Raw genomic sequence first — 23,018 nt, 5'->3', positions numbered from 1 at the left:
AGGGAGAACGCGGTATCCGCTCAGCTTGCGGCGCAGGCTGAGCGGCGCGCGCTCTAGCAGGGGCGGGAGCGGCAGAAGCTGTCGCGCACCGCCTCGCTCAGCTGGTTTCCCAGCAGGGGCTTCTCGATGATCGCCACGCCCTGGTCGACGGCGCGGCGCCGCACACGGGCGGTGGGGTTGGAGGTGATCAGGAAGGTCGGCAGCTTCACGTCGCGCCGGTCGAGCTCGTTGACCAGGTCGAGCCCGTTCAGGCCCGGAAGATTGTAGTCGACGATCATGCAGCCGCGGCAGGAGATGTCGGCGTCCAGGAACTCGCGCGAACTGGCGTAGGTGCGCACGCAGAACCCTTCGATCTCCAGGGCGAATTTCAGGGAATTGCAGACCGCGAGGTCGTCGTCGACCACGTGGACAATCCAACCTTTCGTCTCGCCGGTCATTGCCTCTCATTCCTTCCCACGACCCGCTCGTGGGGTTGCACGTGGCCGGTGAGGGCGGACGCTAGCGGACGCGGGCGGGGCGCGCCTTGCGGCAGATCAAGGGGTTTCACGCGCCGCGCGGGACAATGCCGGCCAGAAGCGCCATGCGCACCAGCTCGGACAGGCTCTGGGCCTTCATCTTGGTCATGACGTTGGCGCGGTAGACCTCGACCGTGCGGGGGCTGATGCCGAGGTCGTAGGCGATCATCTTGTTGGCCTGGCCGGCCACCAGCAGCTCCAGCACCTGCCGCTCGCGCTGGGACAGGGCGGCGACGCGCTCGGCCACCTCCTCGCGCATGGCGTCGTGCTGGTGGGTCTGCTCGCGCCGGGCGAGGGCCGACTTCACCACGTCGATGATCGCCACGTCGTCGAACGGCTTCTCCAGGAAGTCGGCGGCGCCGAGCTTCATGGCCGTCACCGCCAGCGGCACGTCGCCATGGCCGGTGATCACCACCACCGGCACGGTGGAGCCCTTGTCCTTCAGGTGCTGCAGCAGGTCGATGCCGGTCATCTCCGGCATGCGCACGTCGGTGATGATGCAGCCCGCCGCGGCATCGGTCGCCGGCAGCCCGGCATCGACGAAGGATTGGGCCGAGGGGTGCTCCTTGACCTGGTAGCCGACGGTCGCGAGGAGGAAGGCGAGGGACTGGCGCACCGCATCGTCGTCATCGATCACATGGATGACCGCCGTCTCAGTCATCGACCGTCGCCTCCTCGTCCACCGCGCGCAGGGTGAAGCGGAACACCGCGCCGCCCTCCGGATTGGGGTCGGCCCAGATGCGTCCGCCATGAGCCTCGATGATGGTGCGCGAGATCGACAGCCCGACCCCCATGCCGTGCCGCTTGGTGGTCAGGAACGGCGTGAACAGCTGCGCGCCGACCTCGGGGCTTATGCCGTGGCCCGTGTCGGACACGCTGATGAGAACCATGTCGTCCTCCGCCGGTTCGGTCCGGACCGTGAGCTGGCGGCGCGGCGTGTCCATCATCGCCTCCACCGCGTTGCGCATCAAGTTGAGTAATACCTGCTGCACCTGGACCTTGTCCGCAAGCACGAGGTCGCATTTCGCGCCAAAGTGAAACCGTACCTGGATGCCGTGTTCCTTGGCGCCCACCAGCGCGAGCGCGCTTGCCTCCTCCACCAGCTTGGAGAGGCTCTCCAGCCGCCGCTCGCTCTCTCCGCGGGAGACGAAGTCCCTGAGCCGGCGGATGATCTGGCCGGCGCGAAGCGCCTGCTCGCCGGCCTTCTCCAGCGCGTCCTGCATCATCTCCAGGCGCGGCGGGTCGCCCTCCAGCAGCCGGCGCGAGCCCTTGATGTAGTTGGCGATGGCGGACAGCGGCTGGTTCAGCTCGTGCGCCAGCGTCGAGGCCATCTCGCCCATGGCGGTGAGGCGCGAGATGTGCACCAGCTCGGCCTGCAGCTCCTGCAGCCGCGCCTCGGTCTCCTGGCGCTCCGTGAGGTCGCGGATGAAGCCGGTGAAGAAGCGCTCGGAGGCCGACTTCATCTCCCCCACCGACAGCTCCATGGGGAAGGTCGTGCCGTCCTTGCGCTCGCCCACCACCACCCGGCCGATGCCGATGATGCGCCGCTCGCCGGTGGTCAGGTAGCGCTGGATGTAGCCGTCATGGGCGGTGCGGTAGGGCTCCGGCATGAGCGCGGAGACGTTGCGGCCCACCGCCTCGGCGGCGCCGAAGCCGAACAGGCGCTCGGCGGCGGAGGAGAAGGAGCGGATCACGCCCTGCGCGTCGATCACCACCATGGCGTCGGGCACGGTGTCGAGGATCGAGGAGAGGTGCGCCTCCCGCGCCATCAGGTCGCGGTTGCGGGCCACCGCGTCGGAGGTGGTGCGGCGCAGCCGCTCGCCCATCGCGCAGATGCCGATGCCGCAGGCGGCGAACAGGGCGGCGGCGACCGGGTCGAAGGCGGCGCTTGCGGGCGCGACGGCGGCCATGGTCGCCGCGCCCGCGATGCCGGCGATCAGCGCCGCGATGCCGGCCGCGATGCCGCGCGCGCTCACCACCACCACGGCGCCGAGCAGAAGCGGCAGGCCGTGGCCGCCGAGCGGGGGCAGCGCGAACAGCTGGCACACGAGCAGCGCCGCCCCGGCCACCGCCACCCCGGCGACCACCTGCCGCACCGGCGCCGACACCCATGACGCCGCGCCTGCCTTGGTCTTGCTCACGTTCTGCGCCTCGCTCACGGGTTCGCCGATCCGGGTTGAGGAGCCGCCGGGCCCCTCCGTAGTTCTACCTAAGGAGACGGACTTAAGTGTAAGAGCCGAATTTATCGTTTTCCTGCAAGCGCCTATCCAAAGCAGGCCTCCCGAGCGAGGCGCATTGCAGGAGGTAACGATGCCGACCCCCGCCGCCGCGATCGCCACCAGAGCTTATGCGCCGCTCCCGCCTTCGGGAAAGTGGAAGGATGACGCGGATACCCATCGGCCTGTCAGCATCCTCTCGACGCTCGGTGCCGTGGTCGGCTACGACCGCAATGCGGAAATCTACGGCGAGGACGCCAGCGCCGAGCACGTTTATGTGGTCCTGTCCGGCGCGGTGCGGATCTGCAAGCTGCTCGGCGACGGCCGGCGCCAGATCGAGGCCTTCTGCCTGCCGGGCGACGTGTTCGGCTGGGAGGCTTCCGGCCGGCACCGCTTCTCGGCCGAATCGGTGTGCGACACCAAGGTGGTGCGCATCAAGCGCTCGATGCTGTTCGCCCGCGCCTCCGATGATGCCGAACTCTCCCACGCCTTGTGGTCGCTGACGGTGGCCGAGCTGCACCGGGCGCAGAACCACCTGCTCGTGCTCGGTCGCAAGAACGCCCAGGAGCGCGTCGCCACCTTCCTGGTCGACATCGCCGCCCGTTCCGGCGCCAGCACGGACGAGGTCCTGCTGCCCATGTCGCGCCAGGACATCGCGGACTATCTCGGCCTGACCATCGAGACCGTCTCGCGCACCCTGACCCATCTGGAGGAGCGTGGCGCCATCGCGCTGCCCTCGTCGCGCCGGGTCGTGCTGCGGGACCGGAATGCGCTGCGCCAGCTGAATTCCTGATCCCTCCCGGTCATTCTTCCAGGGCGCGGCGGATTGTCTTCCCCCCGCGGCCGCCCTCCTGCCTCGGCACGCGTGATGGCGGTCCTCAGACGGCCGCCGCGTGCCGCATTTTTTGCCCGCCCTCGGCTTCCTCCGCCGCCTTCTGGGCGGCGAGGCGCGCGTCGAAGCGGGCGCAGGCGACGCGGGTGAAGGCGCGCGCCGCCTCCGGCACCCGCACCACCCCTCCGCTCACCTCGGCGAGGCCGTCCGCCACCAGGTCCGCCATGCCGGCGAACTCGGCGGCGAAGGTGCCGCGCGCGAAGCCGTGGCGGTCGCAGGCGGCGTCGAGGTCCACCTCCAGGTCGCACATGAGGCGCTCGATCACGTCGCGGCGCAGGCGGTCCTCGGCCGTGACGGCGATGCCGCGCGCCACCGGCAGCCGGCCTTCCGCCACCGCCTTGTGCCAGAGCGGGGTCGAGGCGATGTTCTGCGCGTAGCCCTGGGGAAGCGCGCCGATGGCCGAGGTGCCGAAGCCCAGCAGCAGCGGCGCGTCGTCGGTGGTGTAGCCCTGGAAGTTGCGCTTCAGCGTGCCGGCGCGGGCGCGCGCCGCCATGGCGTCCTCGGCCCTGGCGAAATGATCGAGCCCGACCGCCGCATAGCCGTGGTCGCCGAGCAGCGCCGCCACCGCCTCGGCCTGGGCGAGGCGCGCCTCAGGTCCCGGCAGCTGGGCCTCGGGGATCAGCGCCTGATGCTTCTTCATCCACGGCACGTGGGCGTAGCCGAACACGGCGATGCGGCTCGGGTCCAGCGTCAGCGCCGCTTCCACCGTGCGCCGCACCGACGCCTCGTCCTGGTGCGGCAGGCCGTACATGAGGTCGAGATTGATCGCGCCGATGCCCTCGGCCCGCAGCGCCTCGACCACCGCCCGCGTGGTCTCGAAAGACTGCGTGCGGCCGATGGCGGCCTGCACCTTCGGCTCGAAATCCTGCACCCCGAGGCTGGCGCGGTTGAAGCCCTCGCGCGCCAGCACGCGGGCCTTGCCCGCATCCATCACCCGCGGATCGATCTCGATGGCGATCTCGGCGTCGGGCGCAAAGTCGAACGCCGTCCTGAGCGCGCCCATGACGGCGGCGAAGTCCGCGTCCTCCAGCATGGTGGGCGTGCCGCCGCCGAAGTGGAGATGGGTGAGGCGCCGGTGCCCGGGCACGCGCGCGGCGACGAGGCCGATCTCCTCCACCAGCCGCCGCGCATAGGCCTCCACCGGCACGCGCGTGCGCGCCACCTGGGTGTGGCAGCCGCAATAGAGGCACAGCTCGGCGCAGAACGGCACATGGACATAGGCCGAGACGGCAGCCTCGGCGGGCGCGTCGGCGAGCCAGCGGGCATAGGTCTCGCCGTCCATGGCGCTGAAGTGGGGCGCGGTCGGATAGCTGGTGTAGCGCGGCACGGGCCGCGAATAGCGGGCGAGGAGATCCGGTCTCATGGCCGAATGCATCGCGCCGCCCGGCCACGCGCGCCTTGACGTGGCGCAACGCCGGCCCGCGGCATGCGGACCCGGCGTTGCGCGGCCGTGCCCCGGCGCGCCCGTCAGTAGGACAGGAAGGCGCCGGCGAAGATGCCCTCGGCGCGGTCGTCGCCGGCGAGCTTGAAGCGGTACTGGAGCGTGAGGTCGAGATACGACATGGGCGCCGTGTACTCGTCCTCGCGGAACCAGTAGCGCATGGTCGCTCCCGGTCCGGCGCCGAGCGCGAACGGCGTGTCCACGCTGTTGTCGTAGCTGCCGCCGATGGCGAGGAACGGCCACAGCACCAGCCGGTTGCTGATGGCGTCGAGCCGGAACGATTCGCCGTACCGGGCCTCGAAGCTGGAGACCGTCTGCCCCGACATGGCGAAATAGTTGTAGTCGGCATAGATCTGCCAGGTGCGCCAGTGCGGCACGTCCACGCGCAGGTCCGTGCCCTCGCTCTTGGAATAGGCGGCGCGCAGCAGCCAGTCCTGGCGGGAGGCCTGTCCCACCGGGAACAGGTAGGCGGTTTCGAAGATCAGGTTCTGGTCCTTGAGCGGCTTCCAGCGCGCGCCGACGCTGCCCTGGACCGTGTCCCAGCCGGCGCCGCCGTTCTCGGAGTAGGCCGTGCCGTAGCCGCGCACGAACAGCTCGAAGATGGCCCCGTCGCGATAGCCGATGCCCGGCGGGCGCCAGTAGATCTCGCCGCCGATGCCCACGGCCCGGTTGGCGCTGATCGGCAGCGGCGCCAGCGCCGAGGACGGCGCGATGCCGGCCGAGGAGCCATAGCTCGCCGAGAGGTAGGCGCCCCAGGTGCGGCTCAGCTCCGCCACCTCGCGGCGCAGGCCGAACAGATACTGCGGGTCCATCGGCAGCTTGCCCTCGCGGTGCTCGTCGATGGCGCGCTTGAAATAGCCGATGGCCTCGTTGTTGTGGTAGGTGCGCCGGGCGTTGTAGGCGGCGTCGATCAGCGTCGTGCCGCGCAGCTGCCACTTGGCGTCCGCTTCGGTGAAGTAGTCGTAGGCGATCTGGTCCTCGCCCACCTGGCCGGCGAGCACGGCGAGGTCGACCGCCTTCATGCCGCGCAGCTCGCCGCGGTTGTAGGCCTCGAGGAAGATCTGCTTCGCCTCGTCCTTGCGGCCGAGCTGCACCAGCACGCCGATGCGGGCGGACAGCATGGTGCGCCGCTGCTGCGCCGTGGTGGCGTAGACCGCGGCCTCGGAGAAGGCGGCGAGCGCGCTCTCCTTGTCTTCGAGCGCCAGATAGGCATAGCCGAGGCGCGCCTGGACATCGTAGCTGCGCTCGTTGGCCATGGGCTTCAAGGTGGCGAGCGCGATCTCCGGCTGCTTGGCGGCGAGCGCCGCGTCGGCGAGCGAGAGGCGCACTGCGCGATACTGCGACACCGGCAGGTTTCCGGAGGCGAGCGCGGCGCGGTAGTCGCGGATGGCGCCGGTATAGTCCTTGGCGCTCAGGCGCAGGCCGCCGCGCTGGACCAGGAGCGTGGCGTCGCGCGGGCTGCGGGCCAGCAGATAGCTGGCGATCTGCTCCGCCTCGGCATATTTGCCGCGCGCGGTGAGCACCTGCATGAGCAGCAGGCGGTAGCCGCGATTGTCGGGATCGGCCGCCACCGCGCGGCGCGCGGCCGCCTCGGCGCGGGCATAGTCGCGCTTGGCCAAGGCCTCGTAGGCCTCGGTGCCGTCGGCGTAGCCGGGCGAGCTCGCATCCCCGCCCCCGCCGCCCTGGTTGGCGAACACCGAGCAGATGACGCCGTAGGTGGTGGGCTGGCAGAACACCTGCGGCTCCTGCAGCGCCGGGCGCTTCGATGTCGGGTTCTTGAGCATGGCCTGGGCGACCTTGCGAAGCGCATCGATCTCGCGGTTCTTCGGGTCCTCGATCGGCTCGATGAGGCTCAGCGCCTCCTCGGCCTGGCCGTTGGCGAGCGCCGCGTTGGCGGCGATCAGGCGGTAGTTGACGTTCTCGAGGTCGGTGAGGATGTTCGAGCCGATCACGGCGTCGAAGTCCTTGCGCGCCTGGAGCGTCTTGCCGGTCTTCTGGAGCAGATAGCCGCGCACCATGCGGGGCAGCGGGTCGTTCTCGTCCATCTGCACCGCGGCGTTGGCGGCGGCGAGCGCCTCCTCGGTCTGGTCGGCGGCGAGCAGCGCCTGCAATTGCACCACGCGATAGACCATGGCGTCGGGCGCCCGGTCGACGGCGCGCTTGGCGGCGGCGACCGCGGACTTGGTCTTGCCGGCGGCCACGTCCTTGATCGCCTGCACCGCGTCCGGCTCGGCGAGGCGCTTGTCGGTCACCGCCTTGCGGGCGACGAGGGAGGGATCGGTGTCGCCCAGCGCGATCGCCTCGCGGATGGCGGTCGCGAGATCCTGGAGCTTGTTGGCGCGGTCGAGGGTGTCGATCAGCAGGCGCCGCCAGGCGAGGTTGCCGGGGCTCGCCTGGAGCGCCTCGCGGATGCGCGTCTCGGCGAGCGCGTTGTCGCCGTCGCGATAGGCGTTGAACGCCTCCAGCGCCTCGATGTAGCCGGGCGTGTCGGAGACGCCGGCGCCGGGCGGGGTGGTGGCCGGGACGAGGCTGCAGACCGGCCCGTAGGGCGTGTCGGTGCACTTCTGGTAGGGCACCGGCAGGATCTGGTTGGCGTTGTCCGGGACGATCTGCGGCTTGTCCTTCTGGGCGTTGGCCACCTGGCGCCGGGCGGCGACGCCGGGCTCCTTGGCGTCCAGCCCTTCCAGCACCCTGAGGGCGCGCTCGGGATGGCCGGCGGCGATGGCCGCGTCGGCGATGACGATGCGCACGTCGCGATTGGTGTCGCCGGTCAGCACCTCGTCCTTCAGCGCCTCGTCGAAATCCGCCTCCGCCGCCTCGATCTGGCCGAGCCGCTCGCGCAGGTATCCGCGCAGGGTGCGGGGCAGGAACGAGCGCGGATCGGCCTCGATGGCCTGCGTCGCCGCCTTCTCCGCCGCCTCGATCTGGCCGTCGGCGATCAGCGAATAGACCAGCAGCATGCGGTAGCTGAGATCGTCCGGCACCAAGGCGATGGCGCGGCTCGCGGCCTCGATGGCGGCCTTGGGGTTGTGGTCGGCGAGCGCCTTGTTCGCGGCCAGGGACGGACCCTGGGCGAGGATGCGGCTCTGGGCCCTGAGGCGGGCGATCACGGTCGGGTCCTTGATGCCGGCGGCAACCGCCTCCGACGCCGCGGCCACCGATTCGGCGAGGCGGTTCTGCGCCTCCAGCGAATCCATGAGCAGCAGCCAGAGCCGCGGCACGTCCGGCCGCAGCTTCAGCGCCTCGCGGGCGAGCGCCGAGGCCTGGGCGTAGTTCTTGTCGCGGTGCGCCTTGTAGGCCATGTCGGCGGTGCGCCAGGCCTCGCCGGTGAGTTCCGGCGGCTCGGGTGCCGGCGGCTGGGCCGAAAGCGCGGGCGCTGCGGCGGGGCCTCCGGGCTGCGGCGGCGCGGCCTGCTGCTGGGGGGCGGGAGCCGGCGCGGCCACCGAGGTGGTGGGTTGCGGGGGAGTGGCGGAGGGCAGCGACGGCAGCGTCTGCGCCAGGCGCGGCGGCGCGGCGAGCCGTGGCGGCTCGGATGGCTGGGCCGGAGCCCCGCCCGAGAAGGCGAGAGACATCGCGCCGGCTGAAGCGGCCACCATCAGGCCCAAGGCGATCCGCCTCAGGAGCTTCTTCCGTTGCCGTGAACGGGCGGAGGGCACGTGTCGGATATCGAGCGCGGTGGTCATGGCGTCACCGTCGCCGCAAATGCTTAAATAGCAGTTAACCTTAACATGGGAACAACTTGGCGCATGTAAGTATTCACCATTTGTTTACTATTGTGGCGACGGGGCCGGGCGTCCGCTGGAAGGCCGAGGCGCCGCGCGCCGCCCCAGGTGTGCGCCAGAATAATATTTTATAATCAATATCTTAATTCAATAGCGAAGACGCCGCTCCGGGGGCGTCGGGACGCCCGGCGTGGCTTCGGCGCGGGCCGGTCGGGCGCAAAAGCTTGCTGCTCTTGACGTGGGCGTGTGGCGCCTGCGCCACCAAGTATTCAGGATTTGTTTACTCTCTGCGGCGGCGCGCGGGGCGGGGCGGCGGCATCGGCTGAAATGTGTGAAATGCCAGCTTGTTATCAGCAAAAAGGCCGCGGCTCCGGATCTGTCCGTTCCGGAGCCGCGGCCGAATACTTTAGCGTGCTACCGCCGCACGCCCTGCTGCATGCGATCGCGGAACGTCTGCGGGCTCATCAGCGAGGCGGTGTCCCACTGGTCGGGCGATTCCGGGCCGGAATGGAACGGCCCCTCGTTGAACTGCCAGATGACGATCTGCGGCGGGGCGCGCTGGAAGTCGGGCGCCGCCAGGAACTGGAGGAAGGTCGCCCACGGCCCTACGTTTCCCGGCTGCCACGTGAGGGACACCGGCCGGTCGATGACGCTGGAGAGCTTCTGCGGGAAGCCGAGATAAGGCTGCACGAAGCTGTTGCCCACCACGTGCACCGGTGCCGGGCCGGAGCCGAGCAGGCCGCCGCCGCTCTGGCCGGAGGCGCGCACGGTGAACAGGTCCGGGCCCACCTGGCGCTGCTGCTCGGGGGTGAGGAAGCGCTGGGCGAGATCGCCCAGATTGCGCTGGGTGACCCACTGGCCGAGCTTGTCGCCGGTGCCCGGCTGTCCCGCGAGCCGCGGGAACTTCTGCTTGATGAGCTGGCCCACGGTGTCGGCCGCGGCCTCGGCCGCCCAGGCGGTCCAGTGATAGTCCGCCCGGTAGAACGCGGTCTGCTTGCCGGTCTCCACCGACTTCAGCGCCGGGCGAAGGTCCACCGCCTCGATCCCGGCCTGCCGCAGCTTGCCGAGGATGTAGTCGTACTGGCCCTCGATCTCGGCGGAGATGCGCGTGCCGTCCGGGAGGTTGGTCGCATAGGAGCGCGCCTTCAGTGGCACCACGGGCACGATCAGGGCGATGTTCCGCCCGGCGAGCGCGGCCTTGGTGTCGGCGATCAGGCCCACCACCTTGTCGATGCCGGGCTTGTCGAGCGTCGTCAGGCTCTCCCAGCCGGGAAAGAGCCATCCGCCCTTGCCGATGATGACGCTGTTCTGCGCCCGGGCAGGCGCCGCGCCGAAGGCGGCGGCGACCATCAGGCCGGCGGCGGCGGCGCCGAAGGCGCGGCGCGTGATGGCGCGGGGGCGCGGAGGGGGCAGCGTCATTTCTCGTCTCCCAGGAAGCGGCGCTCGGCCTCGGTGAGGGGGTAGGTCAGCGTGCGGATGGGCAGCTCCCAGACCACGAGACGCGTACCGTCCAGCACTTGGGGATTGTTGAGCAGGATGTCGAGGATGGCGCCGGAAAAAGCGCCGCCTTCGCGGCTTTTCTGCCCGACCTCGCGCGACAGCGCCGCGGACAGGAAGTCGGGAAAGCCGGAGCGCAGCGAGAAGGAGGTGCCGATCAGAACCACGCTCGGCGCGGGAACGTCGTCCAGCAGGCCGCCGGAGCGGATGATGCGGCTCGACACCTCGCCCTGCATGTCCGGCGCGGGACCCGACCAGGTGTAGGAGCGGTCGAGGCCCGACAGGTGCATCAGGTCGCCGATCCGGGGCTGCGGCGCGCCCACCGTCACCTCCACCTTCTCCGTGCCCGGCCCGAGGCGCGCGGTGATGGCGGCGGCGAGCGTCTCGGCGGCGTAGCGCGCGCCGTCCGAATTCCAGTGGGTGTCGGTGCGCAGGTAGCCGTGGGCCGGGAAGCCGGTGATCACGTCCACCTGCTGGAGGCCCATGTGGGCGGTGCCCGCCCGCCAGGCGTCGAGGCGCCCCTGCGCCTGGCGCGACACCGGCAGGCCGCAACTGCCGTCGCGCGAGACGGAGATCTTGTCGGGCACCGGCATCACCAGCATCTCGACGCCGCGCGCCTTCACCGCGTCGCGGATCTTGGCGGCGATCTTCAGCCGCGCCGCGAGGTTGGCGTCGCCGCCCTTCTGGAACGCGATCTCCTCGGTGATGAACAGCCAGCCGGGGCAGCCCGCGCGCACCTGCGGGCCGGCGTCGTCGAGGGCGAGATAGGTGAGGCCGGCCATCAGCCCGTCCAAGGCGGGCGTGCCCGGCAGCGCGCCCACCACCTGCTTGTCCACCACGGCGGTCACCCCGCCGTCGATGAGGTTCTTGCCGTGGGCGGCGGCGAGGATCGGCTCCTTGCCCGGGCCGGCGAGATGCACCGCCACGAAGGCGAAGCCCGGAAAGATCAAGGCGAGGAAGCCCAGGGTGGCGATGGTGCGGAACAGGTCGGCCATGCGCTCCCCCCTAGAACTGGAAATAGAGGAAGGGGACGACCGTGCGCCCCTGCAGCACCCAGACCGCGAACAGGAACAGCGGCAAAGCGAGCGCGGCGCGCAGCGTATGGCCCGGCTCGGGGGCGGACGGGTCGATGCGCATCAGCTTCGGCAGGTAGATGAGGCCGATGCCCACCACGAAGGTCATGATCTCCACCGGCCGCAGCACCGCGCCCATGCCCGGGGAGAGGCCGACGCCGTGGTTGCCGAACAGCCCGCTGGTCATCAGCCCGGCCTCGGCCCAGCTCTGGGAGCGGAACAGGATCCAGCCGAGATTGATGAAGACGATCGCCAGGATGTGGCCGACCAGCGGCGGCACCTTGGGCCAGCCCGAGACGTCCCACAGCTTCTCGAACACCAGGGCGGCGCCGTGCCACAGGCCCCACACCATGTAGGTCCAGCTCGCTCCGTGCCACAGGCCGCCGAGGCCCATGGTGATGAGCAGGTTGGCGCACACCCGCGGCAGCTTTGCCCGGCTGCCGCCGAGGGGGATGAAGAGATAGTCGCGCAGCCAGGTGGACAGCGAGATGTGCCAGCGGCGCCAGAAGTCGCCGATGGAGGTGCAAAGGTAGGGATTGTCGAAGTTCTCCGGGAACTTCAGGCCCACCATCAGGCCGAGGCCGATGGCCATGGCGCTGTAGCCGGCGAAGTCGAAATAGAGCTGCAGCGAATAGCCGACGATGGAGACGATCACGTCGACGGTGGACGGGTCGGGCAGGTGGTAGCCGGCATCCACCACCGGGGCGAGGGTGTCGGCGATGAGCACCTTCATGGCGAAGCCCATCATGAAGCGCTCGACGCCGAACATGAACTCGGCGCGGTGGAAGGTGCGCTCCTTGAGCCGCTCCGCCACCCACTTGTAGCGCACCACCGGGCCGGCCACGAGGTGGCCGAACATGGACTGGTAGGTGGCGTAGTTGATGAACGAGGGCTCCGCCGGCACGGTGCGCCGGTAGACGTCCATGGAATAGGAGATGGCGCCGAACACGAAGAAGGAGAGGCCGATCGGCAGGAGCACGTCGGCCCACCAGGCGGTGGCGCTGGGTCCCAGCACGTCCGCGGAGTGCACCAGCATGTTGGCGTACTTGAACCAGACCAGCGAGGCGAGCGGCCAGGCGATGCCCACCAGCAGCGCCCGGTGGCGCTCCGGCTCCTGCGCCCGCGCGATCCACAGGCCGGTGAGCCAGGACCAGATGGCGATGGAGACGATGAGGGGCAGGAAGTCCACCCGCCACCAGGCGTAGAAGAGCCACGAGAAGGAAAGGATGCAGAGGTTCCGCACCCCTGCCGGACTCAGCGCATAGGCGATGAGGAAGGCAGGCAGGAATAGGAACAGGAAGCTGTCCGAGGCGAAGACCATGCGGGCGCCGTCAGTTCGCGGTGCCGCGATAGGGCTCGGTCTCGTCCCGCTGCCCGAGGAGTGTCACGCCCGAGGGACCCTGGACCAGGAACAGGCTGAAATTGTCGCCCGCCTTCAGCGGCGGCAGCTTGAGCGCCTGGGAGGCGGCGCCGCCGCAGCGGCCGGTGAGGCTGGCCTCGATGGGATTGATGACCCGCTGGCGGGTGCCGAAGGTGGCCACGTCCTCGAACACGGTCGGGCCGTCGACCACCGCCACGGCGCCGGCGCAGCCGGGCACGAAATTGTAGAAGCGTAGTTGCGCCTTCAGGTCGTTGCGGCCCTCGGTGGAGTCAGAGATGATCTGCGCCGGCGCGCCGCCGGGCGGGATCACCACGGTGGAGAAGCCGTCGGCGGCCGGCACCAGGGCGCCCGCCACCGGCTTGCCGTCGCGCGACAGCGTGAGCGGGACGCCGCCCTTCACGATCCGGAACAGGGTGGCCGCCTCGCCGTCCGCGGCCTTGGCCGCCGGGCCGTCGCCGAAGGTGAAGCTGCCAGGCGAGCCGGAGAGGTCCACCACCCGCACGAATGCCGAGCCCGGCGGCGGCTTGGGGGCGTAGAGGCGCGCCACCTCGCCGGCTGCGCGGGCGCCGGGCGCCGGCAGCAGGAGCGCGGTCGAGGCGAGCGCGGCGAAGATGAGAGCGAGGCGTCCGGTCGAGCGCATGGGTGAACCTTCGGGACGGCGCGCCGGGGAGCGGCCCGTCGCGCGCGGGCGGTCTGGCTCCCTCCCTCGGCGGCGCGGGCCCGGAGCGATCCGCTCCGCTGCCAGCCTGATCGGCGCACCATGGTGGGGAGAACGCTGAACACGGTCGAGGCGCCGCTCGCGCCTGCAATCCGTGCTCTAGGGCGCAAACGCGGCCATTGCAACAGCCGCGGCCATCACAGCGGCGCCAGAAGCCTGGATTGCGGCGCTGCGACGCCCCGCGCCGGGCTGGCGACGCGGCGTGCGAGCTGGCCTAAGATCATGCACGGGCCGTAAGGCCGTGCCAGCCACCGCGAGCATTAAGCATGATCTCAAGAATGCCGTTCCGCCGCCGTTTCCGGGCGACTCCCGGGGGGCGAATCCGCTGATGCCTCCGGTGTCCTTCGCGCCCTGGCTGGCGGCCAAGGCGTTCGCCGTCCGCAACCTGCGGGCGCTCGCCGGTGCGCTCGCTGCCGGACTCACCGCATCCGTTCTTCTGGTCGGCGCCTTCTCGGCCCGTGGCGGCGGAATGCCTGCCGATGCCCCAGCGCTTCCCGCGGACGTCGGGCGCCTCGCCGCGTTCGCGCCTCAGGGCCATGTGGGCTCGCAGGCCTGCGCCGGCTGCCATGCGGCCGAGGCGAAGGACTGGGCCGCCTCGCACCATGCCCTGGCCATGGCGGCGGCGGCGCCGCAGAGCGTGCTCGGCGACTTCTCGGGCGTGAGCGTCCGCGATTTCGGCGCCACGGCGCGCTTCTTCCGCGACGGCGCGCGCTTCCTGGTGGAGGCGCAGGGACGCGACGGCAAGCCCGAGACCTTCGAGGTCTCCGACGCGTTCGGCATCACGCCGCTGCAGCAATACCTCGTGACCTTCCCGGACGGGCGCCGGCAGGTGCTGCCCTGGGCCTGGGACAGCCGGCCGAAGGCGGACGGCGGCCAGCGCTGGATCCACGTCTATCCCTACGAGGTGAAGCCGGGCGATCCGGAGCACTGGACCGGTGCGCTGCAGACCTGGAACCACATGTGCGCCGAGTGCCACTCGACAGCGCTCAAGAAGGGATATGACCCCTCTTCGAATACCTATAAGACAACCTTCTCCGAGGTCAGCGTCGGTTGCGAGAGCTGCCACGGGCCGGGCGCTGGACATGTGGCCTGGGCCACCGCCACGCCACGCCCAGACCAGCCGCTGAAGGGATTTGAGGCCGCCTTCGCCCGCCGGCCGCCGGTGGACTTCACGCCCGATCCGGCCACCGGAAGCCCGAGCGTCGCGAGCCCCGCGCGGCCGGCGGGCGACGAGGTGGAGCTGTGCGCGCGCTGCCATGCGCGGCGCGGCCTCCTCTCCGAGGATTGGAAGCCCGGCCACCCGCTGGCCGACACCCACCTCGCCGCCTTCCTCTCCGAGGGCCTGTTCGAGGCCGATGGGCAGATGCGCGACGAGGTGTTCAACGACCACGCCTTCAAGCAGTCGAAGATGTTCGAGAAGGGCGTGGTCTGCACCGACTGCCACAATCCCCATTCCGGCCGCCTGAAGGCCGAGGGGGCGGCGGTCTGCGCCCAGTGCCATGCGCCGGAAAAGTTCGCGGCGAAGGCCCACACCGGCCATCCCGACGGCCCCGGCGCGCCCGACTGCATCTCGTGCCACATGCCGGCGCGCACCTACATGCGCGTGGACGTGCGCCACGACCACTCGTTCCGCGTTCCCCGGCCGGACCTTTCGGTGAAGCTCGGCACGCCGAACGCCTGCACCGACTGTCACAAGGACAAATCGGCCGAATGGGCCGCCGACGCGGTGGAGGCCTGGCACGGGCCGGTGCGCAAGGGCTTCCAGACCTATGCGGACGCCTTCGCCGGCGCCCGGCGCGGCGATCCCTCCGCCCGCGAGAAGCTGATGGCGCTCGCCGCCACCCCCGGCGTGCCGGGGGTGGCGCGGGCCACCGCCCTTGACGCGCTGGCGCGCTTTCCCTCCCGCGCCGGGCAGCAGGTGATCGAGAAGGGCCTCGCCGATCCCGAGCCGCTGGCGCGGGTCGCCGCCCTGCGCGCGCTCGTCGGGCAGCCGGCCGAGCGGCGCTGGGCGCTGGCGGCGCCGCGGCTCTCGGACCCGGTCCTCGCGGTGCGGCTCGCGGCGGCGCGCGCGCTGGCCGATATCCCGCCCGCGCGCGTGCCGGAAGCCGACCGCGCCCGGTTCTCCGCGGCGCTCTCCGCCTACGAGGCCTCGCTGTGGCTCAATTCCGACCGGCCGGAAGGGCGCGGCAACCTTGCCACCTATTTCCTGCTCAAGGGCGACACGGCGGCGGCGGAGCGGGAGCTGCGCGCCGGCCTCGCGCTCGATCCCGGCGCCGAGGCGCTGGCGGTCAACCTCTCCGACCTCTACCGCCGCACCGGGCGGGAGGCGGATGCCGAGCGGATCCTGCGCGAGACCCTGCCCAGGAGCGTGGCGCCGGCGATGCTGCACCACGCCCTCGGCCTCAGCCTGGTGCGCCAGAAGCGCACCGAAGAGGCGGTGAAGGCGTTCCAGACCGCGGCGGCGCTGGCGCCGGACGATCCCGGCTTCGCCTACGTGCTCGCGGTGGCGCTGCGCTCGACCGGGGACGCGGCGGGAAGCCGGGCGGTGCTGGCCGCGGCCCTCGCCCGCGCGCCCCATGACGGCAACCTTCTCGCCCTGGCCCTGAACGACGCGCTGAGCGCCGGCGACGTGGCGGCGGCGCGCCCGCTCGCCGCCCGCCTCGCCCGGCTGCTTCCGGACGACCCGCAGATCGCCGCCCTCGTCACGCGGCTGCGGGGGACGCCCCCGCCGCCATAGGCGGGAGCGTGCTCTCGCTTAATGATAGAGTGCGCGCTGTCCGATCAGCCTGCGCCGCAAGCTGATCGGCGCAGGCTCTAGGCGCCGGCGGCCTGCTTCCGGCGCGCCTCGTCGCCCGCTGGCTTGGCGTCGCGGAACGGCTTGAGGAAGTCGCTGCCGCGCAGCGAGGGATGGCAGCGCTCGTAGGGATGCGGAAAATAGACGTTGGCGCCGAGCGCCTCCGCCGCATGCCAGGCCCAGCGCGGGTTGTAGAGCATGCCGCGGCCAAGGGCGACGAGGTCCGCCTTGCCCTCGCGCAGGATGTCCTCGGCCTGGGCGGGCTCGGTGATCAGCCCCACCGCGATGGTGGGAATGTCCGCCTCGGCGCGGATGCGCTCGGCCAGCGGCACCTGGTAGCCGGGCTTCACGGCGATCTTCTGCTCCGGCGTGCTGCCGCCGCTCGACGCGCAGACATAGTCGCAGCCGCGCGCCTTCAGGCGCTGCGCGAACACCACCGATTCTTCCAGGGTCCAGCCGCCCTCCGCCCAGTCGGTGGCGGTGATGCGCACGCCGAGCGGCCGGTCCGCCGGCCACGCCGCGCGCACCGCGTCGAACACTTCGAGCGGGAAGCGCATGCGCCCTTCGAGCGAACCGCCATAGGCATCGGTGCGGGCGTTGGCGAGCGGCGTCAGGAAGGAGTGGAGCAGGTAGCCATGGGCGTTGTGGATCTCCAGGAGATCGAAGTCGAGCGCCTCCGCCCGGCGCGCCGCCGCCGCGAAGGCGTCGCGGATCTCTGCGAGCTCCTCCACGCTCAAGGCGTGGGGCACCGGCCGGCCCGGATAGGCGACCGGCGAAGCGCTCTTCAGCTGCCATCCGCCATTGGTCTCGTCGAGGGCGATCTGCTTCTCCCACGGCACCGAGACCGAGCCCTTGCGTCCCGCATGGGCGAGCTGCATGCCCATCGAGGCGCCGCCATGGCGCCGGCAGAAGGCCATGGCCGCGCGCAGCGGCGCGATATGGTCGTCGGACCAGATGCCGAGGCAGGCGCTGGAGACCCGGCCGGCCGGCTCCACCGCCGTCGCCTCGGTGATCACGAGGCCGGCGCCGGACACGGCGAGATGGCCGAGATGCATCAGGTGCCAGTCGGTGGCGAACCCTTCGGGTGTCGCCGAATACTGCCCCATGGGCGACACCACGATGCGGTTCGGCAGCTCCAGGCCGCGCATCCGGAAGGGCGAGAAGAGAACTGGCTCGGTCATGGACGTCCCTTGGGGCTGTTGTGGCCCGCGCGCGAAGGCCCCTCCCGCGCGCGGAGCTCGACGCCTCAGGCGTCGAGCGTGAGATCCGATGTGGGCACCGCGCGGCAGGTGAAGCACAGGCCCTCCTCCAGCCCGGCGACGTCGGACAGGTGGGCGATCCGGCCGGAGACGACGCCGACGGCGCAGCTCTCGCACTGGCCGACGCGGCAGCCGTTCGGCAGATCGAGCCCGCCCGCCTCGGCGCAGGCGAGGATGGTGCCCTTCTCCGGCGTCCAGTCCATGGACCGGCCGGAGCGGGCGAAGACGATGCGGTGGGTCCCGGTGGGCATGGCGCCGGTGGCCTCCCCGCTCCAGAAGCGCTCCTGGAAGATCTCGAAGCGCGGCACGCCGCGCGCCATCAGCCCGTCCGTCACCTGCCGCATCATGGCGTCCGGCCCGCACAGGTAGAAGCGGGCGCGGGCGCCGACCAGCGCGTCGTCGATGGCCGCGCCGGTGATCCGGCCCACGGCGTCCGGCCGGTCTCCAGGCATCGGGCGGGAGAGATGCCGGCGCACGGCGAGGTTCGGCAGCCGCGCCGCCAGCGCCGCCAGCTCCGCCCCGAACGCTTCGGAGGCGCCGTCCCGGCTGCCGTAATGGAGGATCACGCTCGGCTCGCCGGCGGCGCCCGAGAGCGTGCGCAGGTAGGAGATGAAGGGCGTGATGCCGACGCCGGCGGCCACCAGCACCACCGGGAACTCGTTCTGCAACGGCAGCACGAACAGGCCGCCGGGCGCCTGGCACTCGACCTCGTCGCCCGGGGCCAGGGCGGCCACCAGCGGCGAGAACGCGCCGCCTTCGAGCCGGCGCACCGTCACCTCGTAGGCGCCGGGCGCCGGATCGGCGGCCGAGGACAGCGAATAGGAGCGCGCCAGCCCGCCGCGATGAAGCGTGATGTGCTGGCCCGGCAGGAAGCCCGGCAGGGCGCCGCCGTCGCAGGGCGCGAGGCGCAGAGTGACGACGCCGTCGCATTCCTCGCGCCGCTCGGCGATCCGGAAGGCGCGCCGGCCGATCCAGGCGCCCGCGCTCTCGCGCGACACCTCGCAGGCGAAGGAGCGCAGGCCCGGCGCGCCGCTCACCGGGTCGCCATCGGCATTGGAGATCAGGTTGTTGTAGTTGAACCCGTCGGGATCGCCCGCCACGCTGCCGGGCAGGCCGAGGTCCGGGCAGGCTTGCCACCAGCCATAGTCCGCTACCACCGTTCCCGGCTGCACCGCGGCGTCGATCCGCGCCCGGAAGCGCGCGCTGCCCACGCGGCTCGTCAGGCGCACCCGGTCGCCGCCGGAAATGCCGCGCGCCGCCGCGGTCTCGGGGTTGAGGCTCGCTTCCGGCTCCGGCGCCCGCCGCCGCAGGGCGACGATGTCGCGGTGCTGGGAGTGGCAGAAATTGCCGCGGTTGCCGGTGGTGAGCACCAGAGGGAAGCGCGCGCTGGTGGGCTCGGCCGGGGGCGCGAAGGCGGGCACCGGGTCATAGCCGTGCCGCAGCAGCAGCTCGGAATAGATCTCGATCCGGCCGGTGTCGGTGGCGAACCCCGTCTGCTCGTACTTGCGCGGGCGCCAGGCGAGCGGCAGGCGGATGCCCTCCGGGCGGCGCCGCAGGTCGTCCACGGTGAGGCCGATGGGCTCCAGCATGTGGTTCCATCCCGCCTCGACGCTGCCGCCGAAGAAGGCGTCGCCGAGGCCGAGGCGGCCGGCGAGGTCGAACACGATGTCGAGGTCGGAGCGCGCGCGCCCCAGCGGCTCGACCATGCGCTGGCGCAGCTGCACCAGCTCCTCGGCCTCCTGGGTGATCTCGAAGCCGACGCGCAGGCTCTCGCGCTCCCAGGCGCTCGCCACCGGCAGGACGATATCGGCGAAGTCCGCGGTCGGGTTCAGGAACAGGTCGCAGTGGACCTGGAATTCCAGCGCCTCCAGCGCCGCCCGCGAGCGCGCGGGATCGGGGTGCGAGACCAGGATGTTGGAGCCGAACCCCACCAGCGCCCGCACGCGGTAGGGCTCGCCTTCCAGGATCGCCCGGTGGAGGTCGCGCGAGGTGATCCAGCCGTTGCGCGGCGGGCCAAGGGGATGGGAGCCGAGGCCGAGCGCCTTGGCGCGCTGCTCCGGGGCCAGCAGGGACGGCGGGTTGATGCCGCGCACCGGGTGCTTGGCGAACAGCACGTTGCCGCCGGGCGCGTCGAAGCTGCCGGTGAGCGCGTGCAAGGTGGCGACGGCGCGGTCGGTCTGGGTGGCATTGGTGTGCTGGCCGATGCCGGTCCAGCCGTAATAGCTCACCGACGTCGCGCCGGCGAAGGCGTCGGCGACCGCCTCCAGCAGATCGGGCGCGACGCCCGTCTCCGCCGCCACGCGGTCCGGCGTGAACGGGGCGAGCGCGGCGCGGTAGTGGGCGAAGGCGGTGCGGCAGGGCCGCGTGCCGCCGGGCGTCTCCACGGCGATGGCGGCGTCGAGGTCGGGCGCCCGCACCTGCTCGGCCGACGCGATGGCGCCGGAGCGCGCGTCGACGGCGACGTAGCCGTCCGCATCGTCCCAGCAGAGGTCGGCGCCGCGCAGGAAATGGCCGGTATCGTCGCGCACCAGGAACGGGGCGTTGGTCCAGCGGGCGACGAAATCCCGGTCGAACGCGCCGCGCGCCACCAGCAGCCGGGCGATGCCCAGCGCCAGCGCGCCGTCGGTGCCCGGCCGCACCGGGCACCAGATATCGGCGCCCGAGGCGCTGCCGGAGCGGTGGGGATCGACCACCACCAGCTTCGCCCCGCGCGCCTGCGCGTCGCCGATCGCCTGGGCCTGGGCGAGCCAGGAATTGGCGGGGTCATGGCCCCACAGGACGATCAGGTCGGCGTTGCGGTAGTCCGGCGTCGGCAGGCCGACGCCGAAGGTGAAGGCGTGGCCGTAGTCCTTGTGCCAGTTGCACATCTCCACGGCGAAGCAGTTGTTCGGGCTGCCGAACAGGCGCACGAAGCGCTGCAGCCAGTCGGTGCTGTCGGAGATCGGGCTGGAGCTCTGCGAGGTGATGGCGAAGGCGACGCTCTCCGGCCCGCTCTCGCCGCGCAGCGCGTCGAGGCGCCCGGCGATCTCGCCCATGGCCTCGTCCCAGCCGATCTCGCGCCAGCCGGGGTCGGCGGCGCCCTTCGGCGCCGTGCGGCGCAGCGGCACGGTGAGGCGGCGCGCGTGATGGGCGATCTCCGGGGCCGCCCGCCCCTTCGGGCAGATCGCCTGGCCGGTGGGGTGGGACCGGTCCGGCCGCACCTCTACGAGGCGGCCGTTCTCCACCACGTTGAGGGTCCCGCAGCGCGAGCGGCACAGGGAGCAGAAGCCGGCCTTCGCCGTCATGGCGCCGCCCCGCCGGCCGCGTTCCGGCGCTCACGCATCCACATAGGCGATGCCTTCCATGATCCGGCGCGCGGTGCGGCCGAAGGCGGCGCGGGTGACGCCGCCGGCGGCCACCTCCGCTTCCGCCTCCACCACCCCGGCGGGGTGGCCGATGCGGATCGGCGCGCCGGGCGCGACCGCGCGCGCCACCTCGGCGGCGATGCTGCCGGGAAGGCGGGCGGCGACGCCGGTGCAGGCGATGGAGGTGGCGGCATAGCTGGGATGGACGCGCTCCAGGAAGATCAGCCGCGCGGCCATGTCCATCTCCGGCGCGGCGATCTCGCGCCCGTCCGGCCCGGCGCGGTAGGCGGCGGGCGGGCCGGCGATCACCACCATCGGCGTCACCCGGCTCTCCTCGCGCGCCTTGCCGGGATCATCCACCAGGCCGAAGCGGAAGGCCGCCTGCCCGCGCACCTGCTCCAGCTGCTCCATGAGGCCGGGCCGGCGGTGGATCTCCTCCGCGCTCTCCGTGCCGGAGAGGCCGAAATCGGCCGCCCGCACGAACACGTGCGGATTGGCGATGTCGACCAGCGAGACCTCGACCGGCCCGAGGCCGGGCACCTTCACGGTATCGCGCGCCCGTCCGGTGGGCAGCAGCGCGCCCGAGGCGGCGCCGGCGGTGTCGGAGAAGTCCACCAGGATCCTGGCGCCCGATCCCGGCACGCCGGGAATGGCGTAGTCGCCGGCCTCCACCGCGCGCCCGCCCGCGACCGGAACCTCGACGGTGATGATCCGGCGCAGGTTGGTGTTGAAGATGCGCACCGGCGTGAACGGTCCCTGCGCCTTGACCAGGCCGCGCTGCACCGCGTGCAGGCCGACGGCCGAGACGATGTTGCCGCACGGGCTCGCATAGTCGATGGCGGCGCGCTCCAGCTCCACCTGCCCGAAGGTGTAGGTGACGTCGGCGCCCGAGGTGCCGCCGGGCGCGATCAGGGCCAGCTTGCTGGTGAGCGGATCGCCGCCGCCGAGCCCGTTCACCTGCCGCCGGTCGGGCGAGCCGAACACGGCGAGGATCACGCGCAGGCGCTCCTCTTCGTCGGCGGGCAGGTCGGCCGCGTCGAGGAACACGCCCTTGCTCGTGCCGCCGCGCATCAGCGCGCAGCGAAGCTCGCGAAACATCGTTCCATTCCTCCCGGCGCGCTTCCCGTCGTCATTGCGATGGGTTATCGTCCATTTTCATAGAACATAGTTCTGCAATATAGAACAGTCGAGAGGGAACGATGCGCAGGAGAGAATTCCTTCTGGGGGCGGCCGCCGCGTGCGCCCTGCCGGGGCCGGGCTTCGCCTCGTCCTATCCCGACCGGCCGGTCCGGGTCGTGGTCGCCTTCGCCGCGGGCGGGGGGACGGACCTCATCGGGCGCACCGTGGCGCAGCGCCTGCAGGCGGTGCTGGGACAGCCGTTCGTGGTGGAGAACCGGGGCGGGGCCGGCGGCAACATCGGCACCGACCTCGTCGCCAAGGCGCCGCCGGACGGCTACGCGCTGCTGCTCGGCTACAGCTCCAACTTCGTCATCAGCCCGTTCCTCTATGACGACCTCGCCTACAAGCCGTTGAAGGACTTCGCGCCGATCTCGCTGGTGGCGACCGCCACCAACATCCTCGCCGCGCACCCCTCCTTGCCGGTGAGCACCCTGAAGGAGCTCCAGGCCTACGCCAAGGCCAATCCGCGCAAGGCCTATTTCGGCACCGCCGGGGTGGGCACGCTCGGCCATCTCACCGGCGAGCTGTTCTCCTCCGTGGCCGGGGTCGAGATCGTCCACGCGCCCTACAAGGGCAACAGCGCCGCCCTGACGGACCTGCTCGCCGGGCGCGTGCAGCTGTTCGCCGGATCGCCGGCGGTGGTCATGGAATTCGTCCGCAACGGGCGCCTCAAGGCGCTCGCGGTCGCCAGCCCCCAGCGTGAGCCGGGCATGCCGGAGATCCCCACCTTCATCGAGCAGGGCTTTGCCGTGGAGGCGCTCGCCTGGTTCGGCCTGCTGGCGCCCGCCGGCACCCCGGCGGAGGTGATCGACAAGCTCAACAAGGGCGTGGTCGTCGCGCTCGACGACCGGGAGGTGAAGGAGAGCTTCGCCAAGCTCGGCTACGAGGTGCGCACCAGCACGCCCGCGGCCTTCGCCGACTTCATGCGCACCGACTACGAGCGGTGGCAGAAGGTCATCAAGGCCGCGGGCATCAAGGCCGAATAGG

At 71.5% G+C, this 23,018-nt stretch carries 15 protein-coding genes; 3 read left to right on the top strand and 12 right to left on the bottom strand.

The features are described 5' to 3' along the window. Nucleotides 1-53: 53 nt before the first annotated feature. From V5F67_RS02100 to V5F67_RS02090, 3 genes are all read right to left on the bottom strand, one after another. The gene (locus V5F67_RS02100) at nucleotides 54-437 is read right to left on the bottom strand and encodes a response regulator transcription factor (protein ID WP_394021899.1); all 384 of its coding nucleotides are present in this window, start codon (nucleotides 435-437) and stop codon (nucleotides 54-56) included. A 106-nt stretch (nucleotides 438-543) separates the two neighbouring features. After that, a complete protein-coding gene (gene fixJ, locus V5F67_RS02095) occupies nucleotides 544-1,176 on the bottom strand; it encodes a response regulator FixJ (protein ID WP_394021900.1) in 633 nt (210 codons plus the stop codon). Further along, a complete protein-coding gene (locus V5F67_RS02090; protein WP_394021901.1) occupies nucleotides 1,169-2,674 on the bottom strand; it encodes a sensor histidine kinase in 1,506 nt (501 codons plus the stop codon). Before V5F67_RS02090 ends, fixJ begins: the two co-directional genes overlap by 8 nt. 151 nt (nucleotides 2,675-2,825) lie before the next feature. Between V5F67_RS02090 and V5F67_RS02085 the strand changes: the two genes are divergently transcribed. Next, nucleotides 2,826-3,524, top strand: a complete 699-nt coding sequence (locus V5F67_RS02085; protein WP_394021902.1) for a helix-turn-helix domain-containing protein — start codon at nucleotides 2,826-2,828, stop codon at nucleotides 3,522-3,524. Between the two features lie 85 nt (nucleotides 3,525-3,609). Here V5F67_RS02085 and hemN read toward each other — a convergent pair whose 3' ends face one another. The 6 genes from hemN to V5F67_RS02055 form a co-directional block, all read right to left on the bottom strand. Further along, nucleotides 3,610-4,986, bottom strand: a complete 1,377-nt coding sequence (gene hemN, locus V5F67_RS02080; RefSeq protein ID WP_394021903.1) for an oxygen-independent coproporphyrinogen III oxidase — start codon at nucleotides 4,984-4,986, stop codon at nucleotides 3,610-3,612. Between the two features lie 104 nt (nucleotides 4,987-5,090). Then, complete coding sequence (locus V5F67_RS02075) at nucleotides 5,091-8,660, bottom strand: bacteriophage N4 adsorption protein A (protein ID WP_394021904.1); 3,570 nt, start codon at nucleotides 8,658-8,660, stop codon at nucleotides 5,091-5,093. 540 nt (nucleotides 8,661-9,200) lie between these two features. Continuing rightward, on the bottom strand, nucleotides 9,201-10,205 hold the full coding sequence (locus tag V5F67_RS02070) for an alginate O-acetyltransferase AlgX-related protein (RefSeq protein ID WP_394021905.1): 1,005 nt from the start codon (nucleotides 10,203-10,205) through the stop codon (nucleotides 9,201-9,203). After that, entirely contained in the window at nucleotides 10,202-11,278 is a 1,077-nt protein-coding gene (locus tag V5F67_RS02065; protein ID WP_394021906.1) for an alginate O-acetyltransferase AlgX-related protein, read from the bottom strand. The genes V5F67_RS02070 and V5F67_RS02065 overlap by 4 nt, the downstream gene beginning before the upstream one ends. 10 nt (nucleotides 11,279-11,288) lie before the next feature. Beyond that, nucleotides 11,289-12,677, bottom strand: coding sequence for an MBOAT family O-acyltransferase (locus V5F67_RS02060; RefSeq protein WP_394021907.1), 1,389 nt, complete (start codon nucleotides 12,675-12,677; stop codon nucleotides 11,289-11,291). 10 nt (nucleotides 12,678-12,687) lie between these two features. Next, entirely contained in the window at nucleotides 12,688-13,377 is a 690-nt protein-coding gene (locus tag V5F67_RS02055) for an alginate O-acetyltransferase AlgF (protein ID WP_394021908.1), read from the bottom strand. Nucleotides 13,378-13,783: 406 nt separating this feature from the next. Between V5F67_RS02055 and V5F67_RS02050 the strand changes: the two genes are divergently transcribed. Then, nucleotides 13,784-16,192, top strand: coding sequence for a tetratricopeptide repeat protein (locus tag V5F67_RS02050; RefSeq protein ID WP_394021909.1), 2,409 nt, complete (start codon nucleotides 13,784-13,786; stop codon nucleotides 16,190-16,192). A gap of 77 nt (nucleotides 16,193-16,269) precedes the next feature. Here the strand turns inward: V5F67_RS02050 and V5F67_RS02045 are convergent, their stop codons facing one another. The 3 genes from V5F67_RS02045 to V5F67_RS02035 form a co-directional block, all read right to left on the bottom strand. Next, entirely contained in the window at nucleotides 16,270-17,430 is a 1,161-nt protein-coding gene (locus V5F67_RS02045) for an NADH:flavin oxidoreductase/NADH oxidase (RefSeq protein WP_394021910.1), read from the bottom strand. A 65-nt stretch (nucleotides 17,431-17,495) separates the two neighbouring features. Next, complete coding sequence (locus V5F67_RS02040) at nucleotides 17,496-20,792, bottom strand: molybdopterin-dependent oxidoreductase (protein WP_394021911.1); 3,297 nt, start codon at nucleotides 20,790-20,792, stop codon at nucleotides 17,496-17,498. A gap of 30 nt (nucleotides 20,793-20,822) precedes the next feature. Continuing rightward, a complete protein-coding gene (locus V5F67_RS02035) occupies nucleotides 20,823-21,950 on the bottom strand; it encodes a PrpF domain-containing protein (protein ID WP_394021912.1) in 1,128 nt (375 codons plus the stop codon). A gap of 101 nt (nucleotides 21,951-22,051) precedes the next feature. On the opposite strand from V5F67_RS02035, the gene V5F67_RS02030 reads away from it, so the two are divergent. After that, nucleotides 22,052-23,017 carry a Bug family tripartite tricarboxylate transporter substrate binding protein gene (locus V5F67_RS02030; RefSeq protein ID WP_394021913.1) on the top strand — a complete coding sequence of 322 codons (966 nt, stop codon included), beginning with the start codon at nucleotides 22,052-22,054 and terminating at the stop codon, nucleotides 23,015-23,017. Nucleotide 23,018 lies beyond the last annotated feature (1 nt).

The sequence above is a fragment of the Xanthobacter pseudotagetidis genome, assembly GCF_043194795.2.
GTDB classification, from domain to species: Bacteria; Pseudomonadota; Alphaproteobacteria; order Rhizobiales; family Xanthobacteraceae; genus Xanthobacter; species Xanthobacter tagetidis_A.
The sequence above is the reverse complement of the archived record's forward strand: the minus strand, read 5'-3'. Positions and strand labels throughout refer to the sequence as shown.